General features: G+C 41.9%; 34 protein-coding genes and 2 pseudogenes. 35 read left to right on the top strand and 1 reads right to left on the bottom strand.

Translation table 11 applies throughout. From position 1 onward, the window contains the following. Nucleotides 1-86: 86 nt before the first annotated feature. From argR to nrdG, 14 genes and pseudogenes are all read left to right on the top strand, one after another. Nucleotides 87-524: an arginine repressor gene (argR, locus tag D2A30_10275; protein ULL21903.1), complete on the top strand. Its 438-nt coding sequence runs from the start codon at nt 87-89 to the stop codon at nt 522-524. Between the two features lie 23 nt (nt 525-547). Then, on the top strand, nt 548-3,088 hold the full coding sequence (gene mutS / locus D2A30_10270) for a DNA mismatch repair protein MutS (protein ULL21902.1): 2,541 nt from the start codon (nt 548-550) through the stop codon (nt 3,086-3,088). 125 nt (nt 3,089-3,213) lie between these two features. After that, on the top strand, nt 3,214-3,657 hold the full coding sequence (locus D2A30_10265) for a DNA-binding response regulator (protein ID ULL21901.1): 444 nt from the start codon (nt 3,214-3,216) through the stop codon (nt 3,655-3,657). Next, nucleotides 3,654-4,094: a DUF3021 domain-containing protein gene (locus D2A30_10260; GenBank protein ID ULL21900.1), complete on the top strand. Its 441-nt coding sequence runs from the start codon at nt 3,654-3,656 to the stop codon at nt 4,092-4,094. Before D2A30_10265 ends, D2A30_10260 begins: the two co-directional genes overlap by 4 nt. A gap of 321 nt (nt 4,095-4,415) precedes the next feature. Beyond that, a pseudogene (locus tag D2A30_10255) lies at nt 4,416-5,102 on the top strand (gamma-glutamyl-gamma-aminobutyrate hydrolase family protein). Nucleotides 5,103-5,134: 32 nt separating this feature from the next. Next, complete coding sequence (locus tag D2A30_10250) at nt 5,135-5,986, top strand: amino acid ABC transporter substrate-binding protein (protein ID ULL21899.1); 852 nt, start codon at nt 5,135-5,137, stop codon at nt 5,984-5,986. Between the two features lie 185 nt (nt 5,987-6,171). Then, entirely contained in the window at nt 6,172-6,975 is an 804-nt protein-coding gene (locus D2A30_10245; GenBank protein ID ULL21898.1) for an amino acid ABC transporter permease, read from the top strand. Beyond that, nucleotides 6,975-7,718 (top strand): amino acid ABC transporter ATP-binding protein, encoded by a 744-nt coding sequence (locus tag D2A30_10240; protein ID ULL21897.1) that lies wholly within the window; start codon nt 6,975-6,977, stop codon nt 7,716-7,718. Before D2A30_10245 ends, D2A30_10240 begins: the two co-directional genes overlap by 1 nt. A gap of 309 nt (nt 7,719-8,027) precedes the next feature. Next, on the top strand, nt 8,028-10,199 hold the full coding sequence (locus tag D2A30_10235; GenBank protein ULL21896.1) for an anaerobic ribonucleoside-triphosphate reductase: 2,172 nt from the start codon (nt 8,028-8,030) through the stop codon (nt 10,197-10,199). A 98-nt stretch (nt 10,200-10,297) separates the two neighbouring features. Continuing rightward, the gene (locus D2A30_10230; protein ULL21895.1) at nt 10,298-10,432 is read left to right on the top strand and encodes a hypothetical protein; all 135 of its coding nucleotides are present in this window, start codon (nt 10,298-10,300) and stop codon (nt 10,430-10,432) included. A 2-nt stretch (nt 10,433-10,434) separates the two neighbouring features. Beyond that, nucleotides 10,435-11,772, top strand: coding sequence for a bifunctional metallophosphatase/5'-nucleotidase (locus tag D2A30_10225; protein ID ULL21894.1), 1,338 nt, complete (start codon nt 10,435-10,437; stop codon nt 11,770-11,772). Nucleotides 11,773-11,784: 12 nt separating this feature from the next. After that, nucleotides 11,785-12,750 (top strand): gfo/Idh/MocA family oxidoreductase, encoded by a 966-nt coding sequence (locus D2A30_10220; protein ID ULL21893.1) that lies wholly within the window; start codon nt 11,785-11,787, stop codon nt 12,748-12,750. Next, complete coding sequence (locus tag D2A30_10215) at nt 12,698-13,216, top strand: GNAT family N-acetyltransferase (GenBank protein ULL21892.1); 519 nt, start codon at nt 12,698-12,700, stop codon at nt 13,214-13,216. The genes D2A30_10220 and D2A30_10215 overlap by 53 nt, the downstream gene beginning before the upstream one ends. Before the next feature lie 156 nt (nt 13,217-13,372). After that, entirely contained in the window at nt 13,373-13,936 is a 564-nt protein-coding gene (gene nrdG, locus D2A30_10210) for an anaerobic ribonucleoside-triphosphate reductase activating protein (protein ULL21891.1), read from the top strand. Between the two features lie 463 nt (nt 13,937-14,399). On the opposite strand, the pseudogene D2A30_10205 reads toward nrdG, so the two are convergent. After that, a pseudogene (locus D2A30_10205) lies at nt 14,400-15,355 on the bottom strand (IS30 family transposase). Nucleotides 15,356-15,825: 470 nt separating this feature from the next. Between D2A30_10205 and D2A30_10200 the strand changes: the two are divergent. From D2A30_10200 to D2A30_10100, 21 genes are all read left to right on the top strand, one after another. Further along, on the top strand, nt 15,826-16,134 hold the full coding sequence (locus tag D2A30_10200) for a 30S ribosomal protein S10 (GenBank protein ULL21890.1): 309 nt from the start codon (nt 15,826-15,828) through the stop codon (nt 16,132-16,134). A 214-nt stretch (nt 16,135-16,348) separates the two neighbouring features. Beyond that, nucleotides 16,349-16,975 carry a 50S ribosomal protein L3 gene (locus D2A30_10195; GenBank protein ID ULL21889.1) on the top strand — a complete coding sequence of 209 codons (627 nt, stop codon included), beginning with the start codon at nt 16,349-16,351 and terminating at the stop codon, nt 16,973-16,975. Nucleotides 16,976-16,999: 24 nt separating this feature from the next. Next, nucleotides 17,000-17,623 carry a 50S ribosomal protein L4 gene (locus D2A30_10190; protein ID ULL21888.1) on the top strand — a complete coding sequence of 208 codons (624 nt, stop codon included), beginning with the start codon at nt 17,000-17,002 and terminating at the stop codon, nt 17,621-17,623. Further along, nucleotides 17,623-17,922: a 50S ribosomal protein L23 gene (locus D2A30_10185; protein ID ULL21887.1), complete on the top strand. Its 300-nt coding sequence runs from the start codon at nt 17,623-17,625 to the stop codon at nt 17,920-17,922. The genes D2A30_10190 and D2A30_10185 overlap by 1 nt, the downstream gene beginning before the upstream one ends. A 17-nt stretch (nt 17,923-17,939) precedes the next feature. Continuing rightward, entirely contained in the window at nt 17,940-18,773 is an 834-nt protein-coding gene (locus D2A30_10180) for a 50S ribosomal protein L2 (GenBank protein ID ULL21886.1), read from the top strand. A 101-nt stretch (nt 18,774-18,874) separates the two neighbouring features. After that, nucleotides 18,875-19,156 carry a 30S ribosomal protein S19 gene (locus D2A30_10175; GenBank protein ID ULL21885.1) on the top strand — a complete coding sequence of 94 codons (282 nt, stop codon included), beginning with the start codon at nt 18,875-18,877 and terminating at the stop codon, nt 19,154-19,156. A 17-nt stretch (nt 19,157-19,173) separates the two neighbouring features. Then, on the top strand, nt 19,174-19,518 hold the full coding sequence (locus D2A30_10170) for a 50S ribosomal protein L22 (GenBank protein ULL21884.1): 345 nt from the start codon (nt 19,174-19,176) through the stop codon (nt 19,516-19,518). Between the two features lie 12 nt (nt 19,519-19,530). Continuing rightward, nucleotides 19,531-20,184, top strand: a complete 654-nt coding sequence (locus D2A30_10165; GenBank protein ID ULL21883.1) for a 30S ribosomal protein S3 — start codon at nt 19,531-19,533, stop codon at nt 20,182-20,184. Nucleotides 20,185-20,187: 3 nt separating this feature from the next. Then, nucleotides 20,188-20,601 carry a 50S ribosomal protein L16 gene (locus D2A30_10160; protein ID ULL21882.1) on the top strand — a complete coding sequence of 138 codons (414 nt, stop codon included), beginning with the start codon at nt 20,188-20,190 and terminating at the stop codon, nt 20,599-20,601. A gap of 9 nt (nt 20,602-20,610) precedes the next feature. Further along, nucleotides 20,611-20,817, top strand: coding sequence for a 50S ribosomal protein L29 (locus D2A30_10155; GenBank protein ID ULL21881.1), 207 nt, complete (start codon nt 20,611-20,613; stop codon nt 20,815-20,817). Nucleotides 20,818-20,840: 23 nt separating this feature from the next. Beyond that, nucleotides 20,841-21,101 (top strand): 30S ribosomal protein S17, encoded by a 261-nt coding sequence (locus tag D2A30_10150; protein ULL21880.1) that lies wholly within the window; start codon nt 20,841-20,843, stop codon nt 21,099-21,101. A gap of 24 nt (nt 21,102-21,125) precedes the next feature. Continuing rightward, on the top strand, nt 21,126-21,494 hold the full coding sequence (locus tag D2A30_10145) for a 50S ribosomal protein L14 (GenBank protein ID ULL21879.1): 369 nt from the start codon (nt 21,126-21,128) through the stop codon (nt 21,492-21,494). An 88-nt stretch (nt 21,495-21,582) separates the two neighbouring features. Then, nucleotides 21,583-21,888 carry a 50S ribosomal protein L24 gene (locus D2A30_10140; protein ULL21878.1) on the top strand — a complete coding sequence of 102 codons (306 nt, stop codon included), beginning with the start codon at nt 21,583-21,585 and terminating at the stop codon, nt 21,886-21,888. A gap of 23 nt (nt 21,889-21,911) precedes the next feature. Next, complete coding sequence (locus D2A30_10135; GenBank protein ULL21877.1) at nt 21,912-22,454, top strand: 50S ribosomal protein L5; 543 nt, start codon at nt 21,912-21,914, stop codon at nt 22,452-22,454. 14 nt (nt 22,455-22,468) lie between these two features. Beyond that, nucleotides 22,469-22,654, top strand: a complete 186-nt coding sequence (locus D2A30_10130) for a type Z 30S ribosomal protein S14 (protein ID ULL21876.1) — start codon at nt 22,469-22,471, stop codon at nt 22,652-22,654. 226 nt (nt 22,655-22,880) lie between these two features. After that, the gene (locus D2A30_10125) at nt 22,881-23,279 is read left to right on the top strand and encodes a 30S ribosomal protein S8 (GenBank protein ID ULL21875.1); all 399 of its coding nucleotides are present in this window, start codon (nt 22,881-22,883) and stop codon (nt 23,277-23,279) included. A gap of 357 nt (nt 23,280-23,636) precedes the next feature. After that, on the top strand, nt 23,637-24,173 hold the full coding sequence (locus D2A30_10120) for a 50S ribosomal protein L6 (protein ULL21874.1): 537 nt from the start codon (nt 23,637-23,639) through the stop codon (nt 24,171-24,173). A gap of 88 nt (nt 24,174-24,261) precedes the next feature. Further along, entirely contained in the window at nt 24,262-24,618 is a 357-nt protein-coding gene (locus D2A30_10115) for a 50S ribosomal protein L18 (GenBank protein ID ULL21873.1), read from the top strand. Nucleotides 24,619-24,636: 18 nt separating this feature from the next. Continuing rightward, nucleotides 24,637-25,131 (top strand): 30S ribosomal protein S5, encoded by a 495-nt coding sequence (locus D2A30_10110; protein ID ULL21872.1) that lies wholly within the window; start codon nt 24,637-24,639, stop codon nt 25,129-25,131. Between the two features lie 14 nt (nt 25,132-25,145). Beyond that, nucleotides 25,146-25,328, top strand: coding sequence for a 50S ribosomal protein L30 (locus D2A30_10105; GenBank protein ULL21871.1), 183 nt, complete (start codon nt 25,146-25,148; stop codon nt 25,326-25,328). Between the two features lie 129 nt (nt 25,329-25,457). Continuing rightward, nucleotides 25,458-25,898, top strand: coding sequence for a 50S ribosomal protein L15 (locus D2A30_10100; GenBank protein ID ULL21870.1), 441 nt, complete (start codon nt 25,458-25,460; stop codon nt 25,896-25,898). Nucleotides 25,899-25,902 lie beyond the last annotated feature (4 nt).

Below are 25,902 nucleotides of genomic sequence, written 5' to 3'. Positions count from 1 at the left end.
ATTGATTCTATTTTATCATAATTCTAGGTCAATAGTTTGGAAAAATGTTATAATATTTCTATAAATATACATTTTGAGGTACAAGTATGAATAAAGTAGAAAGGCACGAATTGATTAAGTCAATGATTCGGCAGGGGAAAGTTGGTCGACAAATTGATATTCAATTATGGCTAGAAGACCAAGGAATAACGGTAACCCAGACAACCCTGTCACGTGATTTGAGGGAATTGGGGGTTATCAAAGTTCATGAATCTGGAGAGTCCTTTTATGCACTAGGAGAGGATGACAGTCAAGGTCATTTTTGTCAATTATTAGCCCAGTATACGCGAAGTGTGAACCGAGCAAGTTTTATTTTAGTTTTACATTCTGAGCTCGGTGAAGCAGCTTTGATGGCTAATATTATAGATGAGGAGAAGCCAGAGACCATTTTGGGTACCGTGGCTGGAGCGGATACCTTGTTGGTCATCTGTAAAGATGATATTTCTGCTCAGCACGTTGAGGAAGAAATAAAAAGTTTCTTATAAATAGTTAGAATGAGAGAATATTAATGGCAACAGAAAAAATTTCTCCAGGAATGCAACAGTATCTGGATATAAAAGCACAATATCCAGATGCTTTTTTGCTTTTCCGTATGGGAGACTTTTATGAGCTATTTTATGAAGATGCAGTAGAAGCGGCACAGATTTTGGAATTGTCCTTGACCAGTCGTAATAAGAATGCGGAGAATCCGATTCCTATGGCGGGGGTACCGTATCACGCGGCACAACAGTATATCGACACACTTGTTGAATTAGGGCATAAGGTTGCTATTGCTGAGCAGATGGAGGATCCCAAGCAAGCAGTTGGGGTTGTCAAGCGGGAAGTAGTGCAGGTCATCACACCTGGAACGGTGACGGATTCCTCGAAAATGGGAGCTGACAGTAACTATTTGGTTGCGATTGACCGTCAGGGAGTGCAGTTTGCACTTTCTTATATGGATGTGTCGACAGGTCAGTTTTATGTGACAAGTTTGGATGATTTTACAAGTCTTTGCGGTGAAATCCGCAATTTACGGGCACGTGAATTGGTCATCGGTTATGCTCTGTCAGAGGAAGAAGAGCAAGTTTTCTCTAATCAGATGAATTTACTCTTATCTTTTGAGGATGGGGTGACAGAGGATGTCCAATTGATTGATAATTCCTTGACAGACTTGGAAAAGGCTGCGGCGGGTAAACTCCTCAGCTACCTACATCGGACTCAGATGCGAGATCTGAGCCACTTGCAAAAGGTGGTCCATTATGAAATCAAGGACTATCTGCAAATGGACTATGCAACCAAGTCTAGTCTGGACCTGCTTGAAAACGGTCGGACAGGTAAGAAGCATGGTAGTTTGTATTGGTTGCTAGACGAAACTAAGACAGCCATGGGTATGCGACTATTGCGGACATGGATTGATCGTCCCTTGATTGACCTTAAGCGGATTGAGAATCGTCAGGCTGTCGTTCAGGTTTTTCTGGATTACTTCTTTGAACGGAGTGATTTGGTCGAGGCTTTAAAAGGTGTCTATGACATCGAACGTTTGGCCAGCCGGGTGTCTTTTGGAAAAACCATGCCCAAGGATCTCTTGCAGCTGTCCCAGACTTTGGGAAATATCCCAGCAATCAAGAATATCTTGCAACAAATCAATGAGTCTGCTCTAGGCAATCTGGTAGCTGGATTGGACCCAATTCCAGAAATGTATGCTCTCATCAGCTCTGCTATTGACCCAGAAACTCAAGGGACCATCACAGATGGAAACATCATCCGTACGGGATTTGACGAAACGCTGGATCAGTACCGCCTGGTCATGCGTGAGGGAGCGGGTTGGATTGCGGAGATTGAGGCCAAGGAGCGTGAAGCGTCTGGTATCAACAATCTCAAGATTGATTACAACAAAAAAGACGGCTACTATTTCCATGTGACCAATTCCAATCTGGGCAATGTGCCGGACCATTTTTTCCGTAAGGCGACCTTGAAAAACTCGGAGCGCTATGGAACGGAAGAGTTGGCTAAGATTGAAGGGCAGATGTTGGAGGCGCGTGATAAGTCTGCTAATTTGGAGTACGAGATTTTCCTGCGGATTCGCCAAGAGGTTGAGAAGTATATCGGTCGCTTGCAGAAGTTGGCTCGGACCATTGCAACCATCGATGTTTTGCAGGCTTTTGCAGTTGTGGCGGAGCAGCAACATTTGGTTTGTCCACGCTTTACAGATCAAAGAGAACTGACCATTGACCATGGTCGGCATGCGGTGGTGGAGAAGGTCATGGGCAAGCAGACCTACATTCCCAACTCTATTCACTTGAATGTTGATACACATATGCAACTGATTACTGGTCCAAACATGAGTGGTAAGTCTACTTATATGCGACAGTTGGCAGTTATTGTCATCATGGCGCAGATGGGTTCCTATGTGCCTGCGGATCAGGCTGAATTGCCGATTTTCGATGCTATTTTTACCCGTATTGGGGCGGCAGACGACTTGGTCAGCGGGCAGTCGACCTTCATGGTGGAAATGATGGAGGCCAACAAGGCCGTGCGTTTGGCGACAGATCGTTCGCTCATCCTCTTTGATGAGTTGGGGCGGGGAACGGCCACCTATGACGGTATGGCCCTGGCCCAGTCTATCATCGAGTACATCCACGACAAGATTGGAGCCAAGACTCTCTTTGCTACCCACTACCATGAGTTGACAGACCTTAGCCAGACCTTGGAACACCTAGAGAATGTCCATGTATCGACCTTGGAGAAGGACGGCCAAGTCACCTTCCTCCACAAGATTGCACAAGGACCAGCTGACAAGTCCTACGGGATTCATGTCGCTAAGATTGCGGGAATGCCAGAGGAGTTATTAGAGCGGGCAGACAGGATTTTGCAGACGCTTGAAAATCAAGCTCCTACTGCACCAGCTAACCCAGCTGCGTCAGTAGTGGAAGAACCGTCTGGTCAAATCGACCTCTTCGCAGACACGCCTTCTCATCCAGTCCTCGATGAACTGGCAAAACTAGACATCTACAATATGACTCCAATGGAAGTCATGATGAGGGTGGCAGAATTCAAGAAGAAACTATAAGACAATGAAAGTCAGGACAGTTGTTCTGGCTTTTTTGCCGTTTAGCTTAAGTAATCAACCATATAGCCAAAAGCCCTTGAAACCAGTAAAGAAATGGTGTTTAATAGGGACAGAAAGGAGAGAATATGAAAGTGAAACTAGATATTTCTTCAGAAATTTTAGAAGATATGGTGATAATTGAAGCCCAGTCTATGTCTGAGCAAATTACTCACTTGGTGACCTATATTCAGAATTTGGACAAGAGAACTACCAGTCTGACTGTAAAGAAAGGAGAGCAGATTTACCTTGTAGATTACGCTAGTATTGTAAGGTTATATCTGCAAGACAAAATCTTACAGGTGGAAACTGAGGAGGATTCCTTTACTTCCAATCTACGCTTGTATCAGGTCAAAGATATGCTTCCTGTACACTTTTTGCAAATTTCTCAGTCGGAAATCATTCAAATTAGGCAACTGGACCACCTCAAACTGACTCCAAACGGTATGGTCAAACTATTCATGAAAAATGGCTCTATCACCTATTCATCCCGTCGTTATTTAAAAACTATCAAAGAAAGGTTAGGACTATGAAAAAATATATTTTATCCGCCAGTTTAGGCGTTTCAATTGGGACTATCATTTCCATCATCACTTCCAGTATTTTTGGACAGGGAACGTATCTTCCGCTCAATCCACTCTCAACCATGGGGGCTTACTATTTAGCTCATTTTACTCAAACAACGGTCATGCTGATTTGTGTAGTCGTTTGGGCAAGTATTGGCCTTTTATTTCAGCTAGCAGATAAGATTTACCAGCAGGACTGGAGCCTCTTGCATATGACAACAACTCATTTTTCTATAACAGCTTTAGGCCTCACACCACTGGGTATTTTAGCTGGTTGGTTTCCACTCAATCTTGGCTCTTTGCTTTTCTTCTGGCTAATCTTTGTCTTGGTCTACGCTTTGCTATTTTTTCTAAATTATCGAAAAATGGAGCGGTATATCAAGGACATTAATAGTGGTTTATAGTATAATAAACACTATCTTTTAATTGGGGTGTGTTATGAAAATTTTCTTGACAATTCTTTACAGTCTTGGGGTAGCCTGGAATGTCCTCTATATTGCTGTTAATGTCAATAGACTTTCGGTGTTTCAGTTGATTTGGCCAACCGTGATATTAATCGCATGCGCCATCAATCTCTATTTTTTATGGAATAAAAAACAAGAGTCAGAGTAGGCTCTTTTTTTGATCCATAAATATTTTATATAGCTGGCTATAAATAATTTAAAATATACAAAAAAGAGAGGGCATGATAAGATAGTGTCTATACATTACGAAAGGAGGGTGGGATGGGGAAACCGATTATTGGTATCACCAGTAATGAAAAGCCTGTCGCAGAGGGGATTCCGATTATGAATTTATCGGTGTCTCGTAACTTTGCAGATGGAATCAAGCGAGGGGAGGGCCTTCCTTTTTATATCCCCTTGTCTGGTGAAACGGATGTTGTCGACTATGTGTCGGCGATTGATAAGTTATTACTGACGGGTGGTCAACATGTATTACCTCAGTTTTACGGTCAAGAAAAACTCATCGAAAGCGATGACTATTTCAAGTAACGTGACGAATTTGAACTGAAATTGATCCACGAAGCCTTGAGACAGGAAAAACCGATTTTGGGGATTTGCAGGGGGATGCAGCTTTTCAATGTTGCACGTGGAGGAACTCTCAAACAAGCGGTAGAGCGGCATCGGTCCCTGCCTTTTGATCTGATTCACCAGGTAGAATGTAAAGAGGCGACGCCTCTGGCTAGTATTTTTGGTCAGAGAGTAGCTGTCAATTCTATTCACAGCCAGGCGATAGAGAATCTGGGTCAGGGGCTAGAAGCGCTTGCGCATTCTGTAGATGATGGTATTATTGAGGCTGTCCAATCAATGGATGAGACACGTTTTCTGGGTGTCCAGTGGCATCCGGAACTTCTGATTGATCAAAGTGGCGGTAATCAGAAGCTATTTGATTATTTTGTGCAGACCTTGTAGGTCTGACTTGCTTATACAAAAGGAGAATTACTATGAAATTAAGAACTATTCTATCACTGGCTGGTATTACAGCTCTTGCGACAGTTGCTTTGGCAGCTTGCTCGTCTACCTCAAGCTCATCAAACACTAGCTCTTCAGAAGCGGATAAAAAAGAAACCATCGTAATGGGAACTGTTGGGACTACTAAACCTTTTTCTTATCGAGATGAGAATGGAGAGTTGACAGGGTTTGATATTGAATTGGCTCGAGCTATCTTTGATGGTTCTGACCAGTATGAATTGACCTTTGAAACAACAGATGGTAGCGGTCAATTCCCTGGCTTGGATTCAGGACGCTTTGATTTGTTAGGGAATAATACTTCCTATACAAAAGAGCGTGGTGAAAAATACCTCTATTCTTATCCAACGGCCTCTACACCGTCTGTTTTAGCTGTGCCAAAAGATACGGATATTCAGTCTTATGATGATATTGGTGGTCATTCTACACAGGTAGTTACAGGGACAACAACAGCTGCTCAGCTAGAGGAATACAATACTCAGCATACGGATAAGCCAGTCGAAATCAACTATACTGGTGAAAATATCACACAGATTTTGACCAATATAAATGATGGCAAGTATGATTTTAAAATTTTTGATGCCCCTACGGTTAACGCTATTATTGCGGATCAAAATTTGACAAATCTTAAAACAATTGAGCTTGAAGCAGCAGAAAAACCGTTTATTTACTATGTATTTTCTTCAGACAATACGGCTCTACAAAGCTTTGTCAACGACCGCATCAAGGCTTTGAACGAAGATGGGACCATTGCGAAATTGACAGAGCAATTCTTCGGAAAAGACTATGCTCCAACGGCGGAGGAACTAGATGTTCCTAATGAATAGGAGTCAATAGTATTGTGACAGGAGGGAGCAGTCCAAGTGGGCTGTTTCTTTTTCATTGTCTTTTTATAATCATTAAGATTACTTATCACAGCCATAAAATATATATAAGGTTGATGTGGATGGTTACATGATAAAATAGAGTATATAGCAGAAAATCTGTCATTTTTAAATGTTTGGAGAAGAGTATGATTGGTGTATTAGGAATAACAGGACCGGCATGGTATCAAGGTTTTTTAGATTGGTTACCGGATGGTAAGCTATTTAGCATTAGGGCTGTTTTTGATGCACTGCCATCCATTATTGAACGTTTACCGATTACGATTGGCTTGACGCTCGCAGGTGCTTTTTTTGGTTTGATATTGGGCTTGGTTTTTGCGATTGTAAAGATTAATCGTGTGCGATTCTTATATCCCGTTCAGGCAGTTTTTGTTAGTTTTTTGCGAGGCACTCCTATCTTGGTGCAGCTGATGTTGACCTACTATGGAATTCCATTGGTTCTTAGAGGGCTTAATCAGGAATATGGTCTTAATTGGAATATCAATGCTATTCCTGCAGCTGTCTTTGCGATTACAGCCTTTGCATTTAATGAGGCTGCCTATATGAGTGAGTCTATTCGTGCTGCGATTCAGGCTGTTAGTCCAGGGGAGATTGAGGCAGCTCGTTCCTTAGGTATGACTTCTGGCCAGGTTTATCGTCGGATCATCATTCCTAATGCGGCTGTGATTGCAACTCCGTCGTTGATTAACACCTTGATTGGTCTGACTAAAGGAACTTCTCTAGCCTTCAGTGCGGGTATCGTTGAGGTGTATGCACAGGCACAGATTCAAGGCGGGGCAGACTATCGTTACTTTGAGCGGTACATTTCTGTCTCTTTGGTCTACTGGGCGCTCTCTGTTCTGATTGAGTCTTTCGGCCGTTTCCTTGAAAATAAAATGGCTATTGAGGCCCCTGAATCAGTAGATATTTCTGGAGTTGGAGGTGATCGCTAATGATTAAAATTCGCAATTTAGTCAAGGAATTTTCAGGACAAAAAGTACTAGATGGAATCGATATGGACATTGAAAAAGGGCAGGTTATTGCCCTTGTTGGACCATCTGGAGCAGGGAAATCAACAATTTTACGTAGTCTGAACTATCTGGAGCAGGCAGATGCGGGGAGTATCGAAATTGATGGTTTTACAGTTGATTTTACCAATATTTCAAAAGAGGAGATATTGACCTTACGCCGCAAACTGGCTATGGTTTTTCAGCAGTTTAATCTGTTTGAACGAAAGACAGCTCTTGATAATGTCAAGGAAGGGCTTAAAATTGTCAAGCGGATGGATGATGCATCTGCAACCGCCCTTGCCAAAGAAGAATTGAGAAAGGTCGGTCTGTCAGAACGTGAGAACCATTATCCAAGACATCTGTCAGGTGGTCAAAAGCAACGTGTGGCTCTTGCACGCGCTCTTGCCATGCAACCAGACATTTTGCTACTAGATGAGCCGACTTCGGCGCTTGATCCAGAGTTGGTTGGAGAAGTAGAACGTTCCATTGCCGATGCGGCTAAGACAGGACAAACGATGATTTTAGTTAGTCATGACATGAATTTCATTTATCAAGTGGCGGATAAGGTATTATTTCTAGAAAACGGCCGTATTCTGGAGCAGGGGACACCTGAGGAGCTTTTTCATCATCCTAAAGAAGAACGAACTAGAGAATTTTTTGCCTCTTATTCAAATCCTCAATTTTAAAGAGGCGTGTGGTGACCCGCCCTACCTATTTTCAATACATAGAGCCAGCCCAGCCCTGTTAGAGGGCTGTTTTTTAGGCTTTCTGATAGAGAAGTTAGACCTTTGCCTCAATCTGTTTTCCTGTTTCAATCTAGTAATTCATCCTTGTCAAATGGTGAAATTGGACACAGTTGTTTTCCAATTGATAGAATTTGTGAGTTCTATATATAGTGCATGGATAGGTTGTTTAATATTTTTTTACACAAGATATTGATTTTTGTTTTGTGAAGTGCTACACTATAAGGAGTGAAATATTTGGAGGTTTGTCAGATGAAAGTACAAGAAAATGTCTTGCCAAGCATAGAGTTGTTGGTATTAAAGCGTGATGGACGGAAAGTATCCTTTGAACAGGATAAGATTTTTTCGGCTCTTCGGCGGGCAAACCAAGAATTAGAACATCCTGTTTCAGAAGCAGGTTTGAAAATAGTATTAGAAGCTGTTTTGGCTGAAATTGGTCGCCGATATGAGAAAGATGTTCAAATTTACGAAATTCAAACGGTTGTTGAGCAAGAATTGTTAAAAGCTCATTTGTATGATTTGGCGGAGCTTTATATTCAATACCGAACACGTCGTGATTTTCGCCGTCATCAGGCTACCGATATCAATTTTGAGATCCATAAATTATTGAGCAAGGATCAAACCGTTGTTAATGAAAATGCTAATAAAGACGCGGATGTGTTCAATACCCAACGTGACTTGACAGCAGGAATTGTCGGCAAGTCAATCGGTCTCAAATTATTGCCAGCTCACGTGGCCAACGCCCATCAAAAAGGCGACATCCACTACCACGACTTGGATTACAGCCCTTATACACCTATGACTAACTGTTGTTTGATTGATTTCAAAGGTATGTTGGCACAAGGCTTCAAGATAGGAAATGCGGATGTAGAAAGTCCGAAGTCTATCCAAACAGCTACGGCTCAGATTTCACAAATCATTGCCAATGTGGCTTCTAGTCAATATGGTGGTTGCTCAGCTGACCGTATCGATGAAGTTTTGGCGCCTTATGCGGAACTCAATTACCAAAAGCATTTGAAAGACGCCAAGGATTGGGTGTTACCAGACAAGCAAGAAGAATATGCGCGTGCTAAAACGCAAAAAGACATCTATGACGCTATGCAGTCTTTGGAGTATGAAATCAACACTCTTTTTACTTCCAATGGACAAACACCCTTTACCTCACTCGGTTTTGGGTTAGGGACATCATGGTTTGAGAGAGAAATTCAAAAAGCGATTTTGAACATTCGTATCAAGGGTCTGGGGCGCGAAGGGCGGACAGCTATCTTTCCTAAGTTGATTTTCACCGTTAAGCGTGGATTGAACTTGGAGCCAGATTCTCCAAACTATGACATCAAGCAATTGGCGATTGAATGTGCGACCAAGCGTATGTATCCAGATATGCTTTCTTATGACAAGATTGTTGAGTTGACAGGTTCCTTCAAGGTGCCAATGGGCTGCCGCTCTTTCCTTCAAGGTTGGAAGGATGAAAATGGGCAGGATGTGACATCTGGTCGTATGAACCTCGGTGTCGTAACCGTCAACTTGCCACGAATTGCCATGGAGTCTGCAGGAGATAAGGATAAGTTCTGGGAAATCTTTGCAGAACGCATGGCCATTGCTAAGGATGCTCTGGTCTATCGTGTGGAACGAGTGAAAGAGGCAACCCCGGCCAATGCTCCAATTCTCTATCAATATGGGGCATTCGGCAAACGCTTGGCTAAGACAGATGCAGTAGATGAAGTCTTTAAAAATCGTCGAGCAACCGTATCTTTGGGGTACATTGGTTTGTATGAAGTCGCAACAGTATTTTACGGTGGCGAATGGGAGACCAACCCAGAGGCAAAAGATTTCACGGTGGATATTATCAAGAAAATGAAAGCCTTGGGTGAAGATTGGTCGGATGAATATGGTTATCATTTCTCAGTTTATTCGACACCATCTGAAAGCCTGACAGACCGCTTCTGCCGTATGGATACAGAGAAATTTGGCATCGTTAAGAACATTACGGATAAAGAGTATTACACTAATAGTTTCCACTATGATGTACGCAAAAATCCAACACCGTTTGAAAAACTGGATTTTGAGAAAATTTATCCTGCTGTAGGTGCTAGTGGTGGATTTATCCATTACTGTGAATACCCTGTACTGCAACAAAATCCAAAGGCTTTGGAAGCTGTTTGGGACTATGCCTATGACCGTGTTGGTTACTTGGGAACCAATACTCCGATTGACCATTGTTACGCCTGCGATTTTGAAGGTGATTTTGAGCCAACAGAGCGTGGTTTCAAGTGTCCAAATTGCGGGAATAGCGATCCTAAGTCGGTGGATGTTGTTAAACGAACTTGTGGATATCTAGGCAATCCGCAGGCACGTCCGATGGTAAAAGGCCGTCACAAGGAAATTTCATCGCGTGTGAAACACATGAACGGGTCAAGTTTGTAAATCATAAATAAACAAGATAGGACTTCCACAGTACCAGGTAGCTGTAGAAGTTTGTTATAAATGAACACAGGTTCGAAAATGAAAATGAGGTGAAAAGAATGGGAAAATATCAACTGGACGATAAGGGTAAGGCACTTATTGAGCGCTATCATGAGAAAAATTCTAACGTGAACCAGGACAAGAAGTCTCGCGTAAAAGAATTGTTAAAGCAAGCTAGAAATAAGAAAAAATAGTCATGGATTTTAAAGACATCAGCATACTTCATACCAATGACATGCATTCCTATATGGAGAATTTTCCAAAGAAGGCGCAACTAATTACGGACATTCGAGCGAGCAATGAGAAAAGAGGGATTCCAACCTTTGTTTTTGACAGCGGCGACCTCTTCTCTGGAAATGTTTTCTTCAATATGTACCGAGGTGTGAAGGAAATCGAATTAATGAATAGAATTGGTTGTCAGGCTATGACCTTGGGCAACCATGAATTTGACCACGGAGATGAGTTGCTTAGTCGTTTGAATGACTATGCTAAATTCCCCGTTGTTTCAACCAATATTACCTATCGGAATCCCCATGAGGCTGAGGAATTGGTTCCAATTGAAGATAAGTTGGTTTTCGATATAGCTGGTCAGCCTCTCTACGTTCTTGGTTTAACGACCCTAGAGACAGAAGAAGTCGCCTCTCCATCGGAAAAAGTGGTCTTTGAAGACCACAAACAGGCCTTGAAACGAGTATTAACGGAGATAGAGGAGGATGCACACATTGTTTTGCTTAGCCACTTGGGTTATGAAGAAGACCTCCGACTGGCGAGGGAATTTCCTCAGTTGAATCTTATTTTCGGGGGTCATACCCATACGATTTTATCAGCACCGAGTCAGGTTGGAAATGTCAGTATTTTTCAAGCTGGTCAGTATGGGCGTTTTCTTGGCAATCTACTGCTTAGTTGCTATGCGGATGGTAGTCACAAGGTCTTGTCCTATGACTTGGTGGAGATTGATAAACGAAAAACCGAAGACGAAGAGATTCGAAGAGTGATTGATCAGATGCAAGCAGAACGCAATGCACGCTTTGCACACCCCATTGCTCAGCTCCCAGCTCCCTTAGATGGAGAAAGGGACAGTATCCGTAACGGGCGATCAACTTTAGCCCCCCTCATTACGCAAGCTCTATTTGAACAGGCGGTTTCTTTCGGCTATCAGCCAGACGGGGCAGTTATCAATGGTTTTGGTATCCGAACATCCCTAAGTGCAGGCCCTGTTTACTATAGTGATGTCGTCAAGGTCTTGCCCTTTTCGAAGCGCGTGCTCCTAGTCAGCATACGGGGGGAGGACTTGATTTCTAGTCTCACGACAGGCCTTCATCCGCAAGTACATGGAATTCAACGTCGAGGAAATCGCTTCGGTATCAATGGCAGAGCAGTTGAGCCAGCCAAGAACTATCGGATAGTGACCAACTCTTTTGTTTGGTCGGGTAAGGACAACTACGATGAATTTCACAAAGCTACCATCATTCGTGACTTAGGTCTAGATGTGGATATTCTAAGCAATTTCTTAGAAGAAAAATTTGGAAATTAAGAGGAAATGTTCATGAAAAAGATTGGAATTGTTGGCCTGGGTGGTATTTTTCAAAAAGCCTATCTACCATATTTACGAACGCTATCGGGAATTGAGTGGCATCTATTTACCCGCAACCAATCAGTTCTCGCCAAGATCGCGACTAGTTTGCCTCACAGCCAAAACTACACCACGGTTCAAGAGTTGGTTAACCTTGATTTAGATGGGGTCATGATCCATGTAGCCACAAAGGCACATATGGAAATAGCAGAGCTGTTCTTGGAAAAAGGCATCCCAGTCTATATGGACAAGCCATTGACAGAGGATGTTTACCACACAGCAACCCTTTATCAATTAGCCCAATCCAAGGGTGTTTTGCTGATGGCAGGTTTTAACCGTCGCTTCGCACCCACCATTCAAAATCTAAAAAGCAAGCCTGATAAGCGAAGAATTGTTGTAGAGAAGAATGAAGTCAATGACGTGGGAAGTCAAACGTTCAAACTATTTGACCTTTTTATTCATCCCTTGGATACAGCCCTTTATTTGCTGGATGACCAGCCACTTTCGGCTACGTATAGTTATCATCTTGAAAATGGACAGCTTAGTCAGGTTTTGGTTACCTTACAAAGTAAGCAAACTTCAGTCCTTGCCTCAATGAATCTTCAAGCAGGTAGCCGTAGAGAGATCATGGAGGTACAGACGCCTCAGGCCACTTATCAGGTAAAAAACTTAGAAGAATTGCGCATGTATACGGCCGGCCAGGAAATACTAGAAAGTTTTGGATCTTGGGATAGCACCTTGTATAAACGAGGGTTTGAAAGCATGGTGGATGCATTTTTAGATGCCTTAGTTACCAAGCAAAATCCAGTCAATCCTACATCCAGTTTGTTGAGCCACTGGATTTGCCATCAAATCGCACACGCTGAGCACCAGATAGGAGAATTACATGTCAATATCCCAACCGAAATTAACCTTGAGACGTCCATCACTGTCGGATAAAACCACGATTTTAGAAATGATTGCTGAGTTTAAGCGGGCAGAAAGTGCCATGGATGGTGGCTTCTACCAGATGGGTGAAGAGTATGAAAATTGGTTAGAGAAATTACAACTAGCTGAGGCTGGCCTGGACTTGCCAGAGCGCTTTGTCCCTTATATCCAGTATGTTTCATTTGATGAAAGGGGCCAAGCCGTCGGTTTTCTCAATCTACGACTGCGACTCAATGACTTCCTGCTCAACAAGGGAGGCCATATTGGTTATTCTATCCGCCCTAGCCAACGGGGGAAAGGATTTTCCAAGAAGCAACTACATCAAGGCCTTCAGGAAGCTATTTCCAAAAACATTTCCCGAATTCTAGTGACCTGCTCACCAGAAAACGAAGCCAGTCGCAGAACGATTCTAGCCTGCGGAGGCGTCTTAGAGGATATCCGCGAAGGGACAGAACGCTATTGGATTGAGGGGAAGTAAGAAAGAAAAGCTACGAAAGCAAAATTGGAAAGGAATAAAGGTCATTTCGGGCACCATGACTCGAGCTGACCGAAGCAACCGTATGAGGAATACCATCAGACATTCGTTTATCCTACAGAGGATGGATTTCCTTTACACTTGCTCAAGGTATCAGATATGAATAATCCCAAACCACAAGACTGGAAAAGTGAGGAACTCAGTCAAGGACGCATTATCGACTATAAGGCTTTTAACTTTGTGGATGGTGAAGGCGTTCGCTGTTCCCTATACGTCAGCGGATGCATGTTCCATTGCGAAGGTTGCTACAATGTTGCAACCTGGTCTTTTAAGTCTGGCATTCCCTACACCCAAGAACTCGAAGACCGCATTATAGATGACTTATCTCAGCCCTACGTACAGGGATTGACCCTTCTTGGAGGAGAACCCTTTCTCAATACCGGGACGGTCTTACCCTTGGTCAAGCGCATTCGGAAAGAATTACCCGAAAAGGATATTTGGTCTTGGACAGGCTACACATGGGAAGAACTGATGCTGGAAACTCCAGACAAGTTGGAGTTGCTCTCGTATTTAGATATCCTAGTAGACGGCCGCTATGAGCGAACCAAACGCAATCTCATGTTGCAGTTCCGCGGCTCATCTAACCAACGAATTATTGATGTCCGACAGTCCTTAAAAGACAGTCGTATTCATCTATGGGAAAAGCTGAAAGATAATGGATAAGAACCGTAGATCAAATTGGCGATATGAAACGAGAAGAATCAACACACAACCAGTTAGTCCCAAAGATGGGAGCTGGTTTTTTTAATAAGTGTTGAAATGTATGAGATACTGCCTGCTGTTTTTGTTCGATATATGGAGAATGAACCGAGTCGAGAAAAAGCTGTTTAGTATAAGGATTCTGAGACAGTACAAAATAAGTGCAACTAAATAACAGGTGATATTTTCTTTAGAATAGTCATCGACAAAGGGATAATCAATCCATTGTAGCTTTGACTTGTGAACAGCTAGTAAGGATTGTTTGTTATAGAAGTCTGTAAAAATAAGATGAATATTCACTGTTCACTGTTTGTTAACACAAACATATCAAATGTTTATCAGAATTTGCATGATAAAGAACAATGAGGAGTCGAATTGGAATAAAAAGCAATGGGTTTGATGTAAAACCCCAAATTTCAAGTTGAAATTAGCCACCCATAAGAAATTCACTCGACGACTTGTAGTCAAAGCATTTTTTAGGGTAATAGTTCATCCAATTTTCGATAAAAGCGACTTCTTTTGGGGTCGTTTTCTTGGTTCCTTTTGGTAACCATCTCCGAATCAATCGATTGTGATTTTCATTCGTTCCCCTCTCCCATGAAGAGTAGGGATGCGCATTGTAGATATGTTCCTCAGGAAACAACTCAGCCAGACGACTAAATTCTGTACCATTAACAGAATACGATGTTCCCTCAAGATTCCCTCCAGTGCCTGATTGATTGATTCAGTGGTTTTGTTAGGTATCAGACGGATGATTTGGTGTCTACTCCGACGGTCGGTCAAGACTAAAAGGCAATGATTTTTTACTCTGGTTAGTAGAACGATATCAATTTAATAATGACCCTTTTCTAAGCGAAGATTAATAACTTCAGGTCGTTCTTCAATTGATTTGCCTGCTGGTTTAAAGTTAGGACTAGCTTTCTTTTTGATCGCTTTCTTTTTGATCGCTTTCTTTTTTCTAGGATAAAGCATATCCGCTTTTTTCAATCCTAAATGACCATGATGAACCCAATAGTAAATAGTTGAAATCCCAACAGCCAGCTGTTTCTTCTTCACCATCATTTCAGGAGAAAATTTTTGCTTAGCATAGTGTAAAATCTTCTCTTTGATTTCTTTGGTTAGAATTAATTTTTTCACCGACCTCTTTCGATTGGTGTGGTAAACAGTTTGTGCGTAGTCAGCTGAATAGACCTTTTTATACACCCCTTTTCGTACTTGTTGTAAGGTTGTACCCCGATTGATCTCGTTATTAATGGTCTGAGGAGCCTTTGCAAGTAAACCAGCAATTTCACGATTAGACTTGCCTTCCTTCTTCCACCGTTCAATCAAGCGACGGTTATCCATTGTCAAATGTTTGCCTTTTGGTGTATACTGTTCTTGCATCTCTGTGCCCTTCCTTGTGTTTGTGGTGAACGACAAGTATAGCATAGAGGTATTTTCTTTTGCCTTAAATTGGATTTCATTTGACAACAGGAACCCTTGAACCTGTTTTGTCAGCTAAACCAAGGCTACTGTTAGCCTTGGCTACTTAGCCTAACAGCTTCAAGCCTGTTATCAAATGAAATTACCGGCTTACTCAAAGATAGCGAAACAAATATTTTTGAGAAAGGCGAGATGGCTAACTTCATTATAGAAATTTCAAGGAAATTGAATAAACTATTTTTTTAAAAATAAAAAGCAAAACTTCTTGCATTGTTTCCGATAATTTGGTAAACTGTTCTAGTGCCGTAAAATTTACGGCTATAGCTTTGATGCAAGAGGTTGCGACACGCTCGGTTGCATTGCCACGCAACAGGTGTTGGTTTTCTTGTGGAGCTAGCCTATTATTCTAAATAGACGAAAAGGAGAAAAAGATGGCAAACAAAAAAATCCGCATCCGCTTGAAAGCGTACGAACACCGTACACTTGATACAGCAGCTGCAAAAATCGTTGAAACTGCAACACGTACAGGTGCTCAAGTAGCAGGTCCAGTTCCGCTTCCAACAGAACGTAGCCTCTACACAATCATCCGTGCGACTCACAAGTATAAAGACTCTCGTGAGCAGTTCGAAATGCGTACACACAAACGTTTGGTAGATATCATTAACCCAACTCAAAAAACAGTTGATGCGTTGATGAAATTGGATCTTCCAAGTGGTGTGAACGTAGAAATTAAATTGTAATCAAGTAGCGAGGCAAAAAAGCAAGTGTTCATTTAGTAATTGAACACGGGCTAAACTCCGTGTGAAAAAGATAAAATCGCCTAGGCTCGTTGAGTCGTCGTCAGATTTTCCTATTTTCACTTTGAGTTTGATGCCCTTTGTATCTTGATTTGAGCATGAAAAACGCTCGTTAAAAACTTTTTAACTATAAAATAAGAAAAGGAATATTTTTCTCATGACAAAAGGAATCTTAGGGAAAAAAGTGGGAATGACTCAAATCTTCACTGAATCTGGTGAATTTATCCCTGTTACTGTCATCGAAGCAACTCCAAACGTTGTTCTTCAAGTGAAAACAGTTGAAACTGACGGTTATGCAGCAGTTCAAGTTGGTTTTGATGACAAACGCGAAGTATTGAGCAACAAACCTGCCAAAGGCCATGTAGCTAAAGCTAACACAGCTCCTAAGCGCTTCATTCGTGAATTCAAAAACATTGAAGGCTTGGAAGTTGGACAAGAAATTACAGTTGAAACTTTCGCAGCTGGTGATGTTGTTGATGTAACTGGTACATCTAAAGGTAAAGGTTTCCAAGGTGTTATCAAACGCCATGGTCAATCACGTGGTCCTATGGCTCACGGTTCTCGTTACCACCGTCGTCCAGGTTCTATGGGTCCTATTCCACCTAGCCGTGTATTTAAAGGTAAAAATCTTGCAGGTCGCATGGGTGGCAACCGTGTAACAATCCAAAACCTTGAAGTTGTACAAGTTGTTCCGGAAAAGAACGTTATCCTTATCAAAGGTAACGTACCAGGTGCTAAGAAATCTCTTATCACTATCAAATCAGCAGTTAAAGCTGGTAAATAATAAGGAAAGGGGAAATCAGTCGAAATGGCAAACGTAACATTATTTGACCAAACTGGTAAACAAGCTGGTGAAGTAGTTCTTAACGATGCAATCTTTGGTATCGAGCCAAACCAAGCAGTTGTATTTGATGTGATCATCAGCCAACGTGCTAGCCTTCGTCAAGGTACTCACGCAGTTAAAAACCGCTCAGCAGTTTCAGGTGGCGGACGCAAACCATGGCGTCAAAAAGGAACTGGACGTGCTCGTCAAGGTTCTATCCGTTCACCACAATGGCGTGGCGGTGGCGTAGTCTTCGGACCAACTCCACGTTCATATGCGTACAAACTTCCACAAAAAGTTCGTCGCTTGGCACTTAAATCTGTTTACTCACAGAAAGTTGCTGAAAACAAATTTGTAGCTGTTAACTCACTTGAATTCACAGCTCCAAAAACTGCTGAATTTGCAAAAGTGCTTGCAGCATTGAGCATTGATTCTAAAGTCCTTGTTATTTTTGAAGAAGGCAACGAATTCGCAGCTCTCTCTGCTCGTAACATCCCAGGAGTGAAAGTTGCAACTGCAACTACTGCAAGCGTACTTGACATCGCAAATGCAGACAAACTTCTTGTAACTCAAGCAGCTATCTCTAAAATTGAGGAGGTTCTTGCATAATGAATTTGTATGATGTTATCAAAAAACCTGTCATCACAGAAAGCTCAATGGGCCAACTCGAAGCAGGCAAGTATGTATTTGAAGTTGACACTCGTGCACACAAACTCTTGATCAAACAAGCTGTTGAAGCTGCATTTGAAGGTGTTAAAGTTGCAAATGTTAACACAATCAACGTGAAACCTAAAACAAAACGCGTAGGTCGTTATGTAGGTCGCACAAACAAAGTGAAAAAAGCAATCATCACATTGACTGCTGATTCAAAAGCGATCGAATTGTTCGCTACAGCTGACGCTGAATAATCAAAGGAGGAATTAACGTGGGTATTAAAGTTTATAAACCAACGACAAATGGCCGTCGTAACATGACTTCTTTGGACTTCGCTGAAATCACAACAAGCACTCCAGAAAAAAGCTTGCTTGTTGCATTGAAAAACAAAGCTGGTCGTAACAACAATGGTCGCATCACTGTTCGTCATCAAGGTGGCGGTCACAAACGTTTCTACCGTTTGGTAGACTTCAAACGTAACAAAGATGGCGTTGAAGCAGTTGTTAAAACAATTGAATACGATCCAAACCGCTCAGCAAACATCGCTCTTGTACACTACACAGACGGTGTAAAAGCATATATCATCGCTCCTAAAGGTCTTGAAGTTGGTCAACGCATCGTTTCAGGTCCAGAAGCGGATATCAAAGTTGGTAATGCACTTCCACTTGCAAACATCCCAGTCGGTACTGTTGTTCACAACGTCGAGTTGAAACCAGGTCGCGGTGGTGAGTTGGTTCGTGCTGCTGGTGCATCTGCACAGGTTCTTGGTCAAGAAGGTAAATACGTTCTTGTTCGCCTTCAATCAGGTGAAGTTCGTATGATCCTTGGTACTTGCCGTGCTACTGTTGGTACTGTAGGTAACGAACAACATGGCCTAGTAAACCTTGGTAAAGCAGGTCGTAGCCGTTGGAAAGGCATCCGTCCAACAGTTCGCGGTTCTGTAATGAACCCTAACGATCACCCACACGGTGGTGGTGAAGGTAAAGCGCCAGTTGGTCGTAAAGCACCATCTACTCCATGGGGTAAACCAGCTCTTGGTTTGAAAACTCGTAACAAGAAAGCTAAATCAGACAAACTTATCGTTCGTCGTCGCAACCAAAAGTAATTTATACTTAGTTGCTTAGCATGCTATATCATCCGCCAACTCGGTAGCCCGCATTGCGGGCAAGCCGCTGTGGTACATATTTTAAAGGAGAAAACACTATAATGGGACGTAGTCTTAAAAAAGGACCTTTCGTCGATGAGCATTTGATGAAAAAAGTTGAAGCTCAAGCAAATGACGAAAAGAAAAAAGTAATTAAAACTTGGTCACGTCGTTCAACGATTTTCCCAAGTTTCATCGGTTATACAATTGCAGTTTACGATGGTCGTAAACACGTACCTGTATACATTCAAGAAGACATGGTAGGTCACAAACTTGGTGAATTCGCACCAACTCGTACTTACAAAGGTCATGCTGCTGACGACAAGAAAACTCGTCGTAAATAATTTAGGAGGAAAACACAATGGCAGAAATCACTTCAGCTAAAGCAACTGCTCGCACAGTACGTGTTTCACCTCGTAAATCACGTCTTGTCTTGGATAACATCCGTGGCAAAAGCGTAGCAGACGCAATCGCAATCTTGAAATTCACACCAAACAAAGCTGCAAGCATTATCGAGGAAGTTTTAAACTCAGCAATCGCTAACGCTGAAAACAACTTTGGTTTGGAAAAAGCTAACTTGGTAGTCAGCGAAGCATTCGCAAACGAAGGACCAACGTTGAAACGTTTCCGTCCACGTGCGAAAGGTTCAGCTTCACCAATCAACAAACGCACAGCTCACATCACTGTAGTTGTGGCAGAGAAATAAGGAGGTAAAAACGTGGGTCAAAAAGTACATCCAATTGGTATGCGTGTTGGCATCATCCGTGATTGGGATGCTAAATGGTATGCTGAAAAAGAATACGCGGATTACCTTCATGAAGATCTTGCAATCCGCAACTTTATCAAAAAAGAATTGGCTGATGCGTCAACGTCAACAATTGAAATCGAACGTGCTGTAAACAAAGTAATCGTTTCTATCCACACTGCAAAACCAGGTATGGTTATCGGTAAAGCTGGTAGCAACGTTGATGCGCTTCGTGCTCAATTGAACAAATTGACTGGTAAACAAGTACACATCAACATCATCGAAATCAAACAGCCTGATTTGGATGCACACCTTGTTGGTGAGTCAATTGCTCGTCAATTGGAACAACGTGTGGCTTTCCGCCGTGCTCAAAAACAAGCTATCCAACGCACAATGCGCGCTGGTGCAAAAGGTATCAAAACACAAGTTTCTGGTCGTTTGAACGGTGCTGATATTGCCCGTGCAGAAGGCTATTCAGAAGGAACAGTTCCTCTTCATACACTTCGTGCGGATATCGACTATGCTTGGGAAGAAGCTTTGACAACTTACGGTAAACTAGGTGTTAAAGTTTGGATTTACCGTGGAGAAGTTCTTCCAGCTCGTAAAAACACTAAAGGAGGTAAATAACAAATGTTAGTACCTAAACGTGTAAAACACCGTCGTGAATTCCGTGGAAAAATGCGCGGTGAAGCTAAAGGTGGAAAACAAGTAGACTTTGGTCAATACGGTCTTCAAGCAACTACTAGCTCATGGATTACAAACCGCCAAATCGAAGCTGCCCGTATCGCTCTGACGCGTTACATGAAACGTGGTGGTAAAGTTTGGATTAAAATCTTCCCACACAAATCATACACTGCTAAAGCTATCGGTGTACGTATGGGTTCTGGTAAAGGTGCTCCTGAAGGTTGGGTAGCTCCAGTTAAACGCGGTAAGGTTATGTTTGAAGTTGCTGGCGTTTCTGAAGAAGTTGCACGCGAAGCATTCCGCCTTGCTGGTCACAAATTGCCAGTTAAAGTTAAATTCGTAAAACGTGAAGCAGAATAAGGAGAAGACATGAAACTTCAAGAAATTAAAGATTTTGTAAAAGAACTTCGTGGCCTTTCTCAAGAAGAACTTGCTAAGAAAGAAAACGAATTGAAGAAAGAACTCTTCGAACTTCGTTTCCAAGCTGCTGCTGGTCAACTTGAGCAAACTGCTCGTTTGAACGAAGTGAAGAAACAAATTGCACGTATCAAAACTGTGCAATCTGAAACTAAATAATAGATTGGGAAAGGAGAATTTCAATGGAACGCAATAATCGTAAAGTTCTTGTTGGACGCGTAGTATCTGACAAAATGGACAAAACAATCACAGTTGTAGTTGAAACTAAACGTAACCACCCAGTCTATGGTAAACGTATTAACTACTCTAAAAAGTACAAAGCTCATGATGAAAACAATGTTGCTAAAGAAGGCGATATCGTTCGTATCATGGAAACTCGCCCACTTTCAGCTACAAAACGTTTCCGTCTTGTAGAAGTTGTGGAAGAGGCAGTTATCATTTAATCAACCTGAAAGGAGAAAATTGACATGATTCAAACAGAAACCCGTTTGAAAGTTGCTGACAACAGTGGCGCACGTGAAATCTTGACAATCAAAGTTCTTGGTGGTTCAGGACGTAAATTCGCGAACATCGGCGACATCATCGTTGCTTCAGTAAAACAAGCTACTCCTGGTGGTGCGGTTAAAAAAGGTGACGTTGTTAAAGCCGTTATCGTTCGTACTAAGACAGGTGCTCGTCGTGCTGATGGTTCATACATCAAATTCGATGAGAATGCTGCAGTTATCATCCGTGAAGACAAAAATCCTCGCGGAACTCGTATCTTTGGCCCAGTGGCACGCGAATTGCGTGACGGCGGTTTCATGAAAATCGTTTCATTGGCACCAGAAGTACTTTAATTTAAAATCTAACAAACTAAGTCCCCTGGTTAACTAACTAACTAACCAGGGTGCCCATTAGGGCGTAAGAAATTATAGGAGAAATCAAATGTTTGTAAAAAAAGGCGACAAAGTTCGCGTAATCGCTGGTAAAGACAAAGGCGTTGAAGCAGTTGTCGTAACAGCACTTCCAAAAGTTAACAAAGTGATTGTTGAAGGTGTTAACATCGTTAAGAAACACCAAAAACCAAACAACGAAAACCCTCAAGGTGCTATCGTTGAAAAAGAAGCTCCAATCCATGTGTCAAACGTTCAAGTTCTTGACAAAAATGGTGTTGCTGGACGCGTTGGTTACAAATTTGTAGACGGCAAAAAAGTTCGTTACAATAAAAAATCAGGCGAAGTGCTTGATTAATCACGAAGGAAAGGAGAAGTATAATGGCAAATCGTTTAAAAGAAAAATATCTTAAAGAAGTAGTTCCTGCCTTGACTGAACAATTTAACTATTCTTCAGTTATGGCTGTGCCAAAAGTTGATAAGATTGTTTTGAACATGGGTGTTGGTGACGCTGTTTCTAACGCTAAAAACCTTGAAAAAGCTGCTCAAGAGTTGGCTTTGATTTCAGGTCAAAAACCACTTATCACTAAAGCTAAGAAATCAATCGCCGGCTTCCGTCTTCGTGAGGGTGTTGCAATCGGTGCGAAAGTAACTCTTCGTGGCGAACGTATGTATGAATTCTTGGATAAATTGGTTTCAGTTTCACTCCCACGAGTACGTGACTTCCACGGAGTACCAACTAAGTCATTCGACGGACGTGGTAACTTCACACTTGGTGTGAAAGAGCAATTGATCTTCCCAGAAATCAACTTCGACGATGTTGATAAAACTCGCGGTTTGGATATCGTTATCGTTACAACTGCTAACACTGACGAAGAATCACGTGCATTGCTTACTGGCCTTGGTATGCCATTTGCAAAATAAGAGGGAGAGAATAAATGGCTAAAAAATCAATGATCGCTAAGAACAAACGCCCAGCTAAGTTCTCAACTCAAGCCTACACACGCTGTGAAAAATGTGGACGTCCACACTCAGTTTACCGCAAATTCAAACTTTGCCGTGTATGCTTCCGCGACTTGGCTTACCTTGGACAGATTCCGGGCGTAACGAAAGCTTCTTGGTAAAATAAGATGTGAGAGCGGTTAGCAACCAGTGCAAAGATAGGAGATTTGACGATGAAGCTTCCTTCTAGGAAAATCTATCTTCTTTGCTAAGGTTGTAGCCCGAACTCAAGTGTCTAAATAAACTCGATACAAAGTTTGCTTGTCAATTTGGATTTTAGCGCTCTTTGTATCATGAATTAACTAGTAAGTGATTTAATCAAACTGCTAGTAAGAGGAGAAACAACAAATGGTTATGACTGACCCAATTGCAGATTTTTTGACACGTATTCGTAATGCTAACCAAGCAAAACACGAAGTGCTTGAAGTACCTGCATCAAACATCAAAAAAGGTATTGCTACAATCCTTAAAAACGAAGGTTTTGTAAAAAACGTTGAATTTATCGAAGATGACAAACAAGGCATCATCCGCGTATTCTTGAAATACGGACAAAACGGTGAAAAAGTTATTACTAACTTGAAACGTGTTTCAAAACCAGGTCTTCGTGTTTACTCAAAACATGAAGATATTCCTAAAGTTCTTAACGGACTTGGTATTGCAATCATCTCAACATCAGAAGGTCTTTTGACTGACAAAGAAGCTCGTCAAAAGAAAGCTGGTGGTGAGGTTCTTGCATACGTTTGGTAATTGGATGATACCAAGAGCGTAGTGACCCAAGTGAAAATAGGAAATCAAACGAAGAATGCTTGCATTCAAGTTTGATTTATCTTTTTCACACAGGTCATAGCTCGGGTTAAAATCTAACAATCTGATTTGAATGTATCATAAAACCAAATAGCATGATTGCTTCTCAAGTGCGATCATGAATCCTGCTCATTCGAACACGGGCTAAAGTCTGTAAAAAAGACAATCCTTCCTCGAAGCTTAGGCTTCTGCGTCAGGATTCCTATTTTTACTTTGACTTCTTTACGCCCTCTGTATCATGAGCCCCCGTGAAAACTAGTCGCTCGACGGCTTGATAATTTAACAGGAGAAATAAAAAACATGTCACGTATTGGTAATAAAATTATTACATTGCCTGCTGGTGTTGAGTTTACTCAAGACAACGGTGTGGTAACTGTAAAAGGACCTAAAGGGAAATTGACTCGTGAATTCCCGACTGCTATTGAAATCCGTGTGGAAGGTACAGAAGTAACTCTTCGCCGTCCAAACGATTCAAAAGAAATGAAGACTATTCACGGTACTAGCCGTGCCAACCTCAATAACATGGTTGTTGGTGTTTCTGAAGGCTTCAAAAAAGAACTTGAAATGCGTGGTGTCGGTTACCGTGCGCAATTAGCTGGTAACAAATTGACACTTGCTGTTGGTAAATCACATCCAGATGAAGTGGTTGCACCAGAAGGTATTACATTTGAAGTTCCAACACCAACACAAATCGTCGTGTCTGGTATCAACAAAGAAGTTGTTGGTCAAACAGCAGCTTACATCCGTAGCCTTCGCGCTCCTGAGCCATACAAAGGTAAAGGTATTCGTTATGTTGGTGAATTCGTTCGCCGCAAAGAAGGTAAAACAGGTAAATAATAAGTTGCTGAGGTGGCTATGCCACCTGGCTGACTATTTCTCAAATTGTTTCGAAAGAAACAGAATCATACATTAAGAGGTGAATATTGTGATTTCAAAACCAGATAAAAACAAAATCCGCCAAAAACGCCATCGTCGCGTTCGCGGTAAAATCTCTGGAACTGCTGCTCGCCCACGTTTGAACATTTTCCGTTCTAATACAGGCATCTACGCTCAAGTGATTGATGACGTAGCGGGTGTAACGCTCGCAAGCGCTTCTACTCTTGATAAAGAAGTTTCAAAAGGTACTAAGACAGAACAAGCTGTTGTTGTAGGTAAACTCGTTGCTGAACGCGCGGTAGCTAAAGGTATTTCTGAAGTGGTCTTTGACCGCGGTGGATATCTCTATCACGGACGTGTGAAAGCTTTGGCTGAATCAGCTCGTGAAAACGGATTGAAATTCTAATAGGGAGGACACTAAGAAATGGCATTCAAAGATAACGCAGTTGAAATTGAAGAACGCGTAGTAGCCATCAACCGTGTTACAAAAGTTGTTAAAGGTGGACGTCGTCTTCGTTTCGCAGCTCTTGTGGTTGTTGGTGACCGTAACGGTCGCGTAGGTTTCGGTACTGGTAAAGCTCAAGAAGTACCAGAAGCTATCCGTAAAGCAGTTGAATCTGCTAAGAAAAACATGATTGAAGTACCAATGGTTGGTACAACAATCCCTCACGAAGTTCGTTCAGAATTTGGCGGAGCTCGTGTATTGTTGAAACCTGCTGCTGAAGGTTCTGGGGTTGCTGCCGGTGGTGCAACTCGTGCCGTAATCGAATTGGCAGGTATCGCAGATGTGACTTCTAAGTCACTTGGTTCAAACACACCAATCAACATCGTTCGTGCAACTGTTGAAGGTTTGAAACAATTGAAACGTGCTGAAGAAGTGGCTGCACTTCGTGGCATCTCAGTTTCTGATTTAGCATAAGAAAGGAGATACTAATGGCTCAAATTAAAATTACTTTGACTAAGTCTCCAATCGGTCGCAAACCAGAGCAACGTAAAACAGTTGTTGCACTTGGACTTGGTAAATTGAACTCTTCAGTTGTTAAGGAAGATAACGTAGCTATTCTTGGAATGGTTAATGCTATCTCTCACTTAGTAACTGTTGAAGAAGTTAAGTAATCATACAAATAGGCTAAGTCGCATAGAAGAATCTTTGCGACTTCTAGTCCATTTTTACATAAGGCGAGTTTGTGAATGAAGACTCTTGTACTTCACAGGCGCTAGCATATAAAAGAGGAGAAAATAATAATGAAACTTCATGAATTACAACCTGCTACAGGTTCACGTAAAGTACGCAACCGTGTAGGTCGTGGTACATCATCAGGTAACGGTAAAACATCTGGCCGTGGTCAAAAAGGTCAAAAGGCTCGTAGCGGTGGCGGTGTTCGCCTAGGTTTTGAAGGTGGACAAACTCCATTGTTCCGTCGTATTCCAAAACGTGGCTTTACAAACATCAACGCTAAAGAATATGCAATCGTTAACCTTGATCAATTGAACGCTTTTGAAGATGGTGCAGAAGTAACACCAGTTGTGCTTATCGAAGCTGGAATCGTTAAAGCTGAAAAATCAGGAATTAAAATTCTTGGTAACGGTGAATTAACGAAGAAATTGACAGTTAAAGCTGCTAAATTTTCTAAATCAGCTGAAGAAGCAATCACTTCTAAAGGTGGGTCAGTAGAAGTCATCTAAGAGG

It is taken from the genome of Streptococcus suis (assembly GCA_022354845.1).
Taxonomy (GTDB): domain Bacteria; phylum Bacillota; class Bacilli; order Lactobacillales; family Streptococcaceae; genus Streptococcus; species Streptococcus suis_AA.
This window is presented reverse-complemented; position numbering and strand designations above follow the sequence as displayed.

Bases quoted from the DNA above. Each gene is read 5' to 3' on its own strand.
- D2A30_10250 (ULL21899.1), top strand. From the start codon at position 5,135: ATGAAATTAAGAACTATTCTATCACTGGCTGGTATTACAGCTCTTGCG.
- D2A30_10135 (ULL21877.1), top strand. From the start codon at position 21,912: ATGGCAAATCGTTTAAAAGAAAAATATCTTAAAGAAGTAGTTCCTGCC.
- D2A30_10245 (ULL21898.1), top strand. From the start codon at position 6,172: ATGATTGGTGTATTAGGAATAACAGGACCGGCATGGTATCAAGGTTTT.
- D2A30_10145 (ULL21879.1), top strand. From the start codon at position 21,126: ATGATTCAAACAGAAACCCGTTTGAAAGTTGCTGACAACAGTGGCGCA.
- D2A30_10260 (ULL21900.1), top strand. From the start codon at position 3,654: ATGAAAAAATATATTTTATCCGCCAGTTTAGGCGTTTCAATTGGGACT.
- D2A30_10235 (ULL21896.1), top strand. From the start codon at position 8,028: ATGAAAGTACAAGAAAATGTCTTGCCAAGCATAGAGTTGTTGGTATTA.
- D2A30_10195 (ULL21889.1), top strand. From the start codon at position 16,349: ATGACAAAAGGAATCTTAGGGAAAAAAGTGGGAATGACTCAAATCTTC.
- D2A30_10110 (ULL21872.1), top strand. From the start codon at position 24,637: ATGGCATTCAAAGATAACGCAGTTGAAATTGAAGAACGCGTAGTAGCC.
- D2A30_10105 (ULL21871.1), top strand. From the start codon at position 25,146: ATGGCTCAAATTAAAATTACTTTGACTAAGTCTCCAATCGGTCGCAAA.
- D2A30_10160 (ULL21882.1), top strand. From the start codon at position 20,188: ATGTTAGTACCTAAACGTGTAAAACACCGTCGTGAATTCCGTGGAAAA.
- D2A30_10150 (ULL21880.1), top strand. From the start codon at position 20,841: ATGGAACGCAATAATCGTAAAGTTCTTGTTGGACGCGTAGTATCTGAC.
- D2A30_10175 (ULL21885.1), top strand. From the start codon at position 18,875: ATGGGACGTAGTCTTAAAAAAGGACCTTTCGTCGATGAGCATTTGATG.
- nrdG (ULL21891.1), top strand. From the start codon at position 13,373: ATGAATAATCCCAAACCACAAGACTGGAAAAGTGAGGAACTCAGTCAA.
- D2A30_10230 (ULL21895.1), top strand. From the start codon at position 10,298: ATGGGAAAATATCAACTGGACGATAAGGGTAAGGCACTTATTGAGCGC.
- mutS (ULL21902.1), top strand. From the start codon at position 548: ATGGCAACAGAAAAAATTTCTCCAGGAATGCAACAGTATCTGGATATA.
- D2A30_10125 (ULL21875.1), top strand. From the start codon at position 22,881: ATGGTTATGACTGACCCAATTGCAGATTTTTTGACACGTATTCGTAAT.
- D2A30_10185 (ULL21887.1), top strand. From the start codon at position 17,623: ATGAATTTGTATGATGTTATCAAAAAACCTGTCATCACAGAAAGCTCA.
- D2A30_10215 (ULL21892.1), top strand. From the start codon at position 12,698: ATGTCAATATCCCAACCGAAATTAACCTTGAGACGTCCATCACTGTCG.
- D2A30_10120 (ULL21874.1), top strand. From the start codon at position 23,637: ATGTCACGTATTGGTAATAAAATTATTACATTGCCTGCTGGTGTTGAG.
- D2A30_10170 (ULL21884.1), top strand. From the start codon at position 19,174: ATGGCAGAAATCACTTCAGCTAAAGCAACTGCTCGCACAGTACGTGTT.
- D2A30_10200 (ULL21890.1), top strand. From the start codon at position 15,826: ATGGCAAACAAAAAAATCCGCATCCGCTTGAAAGCGTACGAACACCGT.
- D2A30_10265 (ULL21901.1), top strand. From the start codon at position 3,214: ATGAAAGTGAAACTAGATATTTCTTCAGAAATTTTAGAAGATATGGTG.
- D2A30_10240 (ULL21897.1), top strand. From the start codon at position 6,975: ATGATTAAAATTCGCAATTTAGTCAAGGAATTTTCAGGACAAAAAGTA.
- D2A30_10220 (ULL21893.1), top strand. From the start codon at position 11,785: ATGAAAAAGATTGGAATTGTTGGCCTGGGTGGTATTTTTCAAAAAGCC.
- argR (ULL21903.1), top strand. From the start codon at position 87: ATGAATAAAGTAGAAAGGCACGAATTGATTAAGTCAATGATTCGGCAG.
- D2A30_10225 (ULL21894.1), top strand. From the start codon at position 10,435: ATGGATTTTAAAGACATCAGCATACTTCATACCAATGACATGCATTCC.
- D2A30_10140 (ULL21878.1), top strand. From the start codon at position 21,583: ATGTTTGTAAAAAAAGGCGACAAAGTTCGCGTAATCGCTGGTAAAGAC.
- D2A30_10100 (ULL21870.1), top strand. From the start codon at position 25,458: ATGAAACTTCATGAATTACAACCTGCTACAGGTTCACGTAAAGTACGC.
- D2A30_10190 (ULL21888.1), top strand. From the start codon at position 17,000: ATGGCAAACGTAACATTATTTGACCAAACTGGTAAACAAGCTGGTGAA.
- D2A30_10155 (ULL21881.1), top strand. From the start codon at position 20,611: ATGAAACTTCAAGAAATTAAAGATTTTGTAAAAGAACTTCGTGGCCTT.
- D2A30_10130 (ULL21876.1), top strand. From the start codon at position 22,469: ATGGCTAAAAAATCAATGATCGCTAAGAACAAACGCCCAGCTAAGTTC.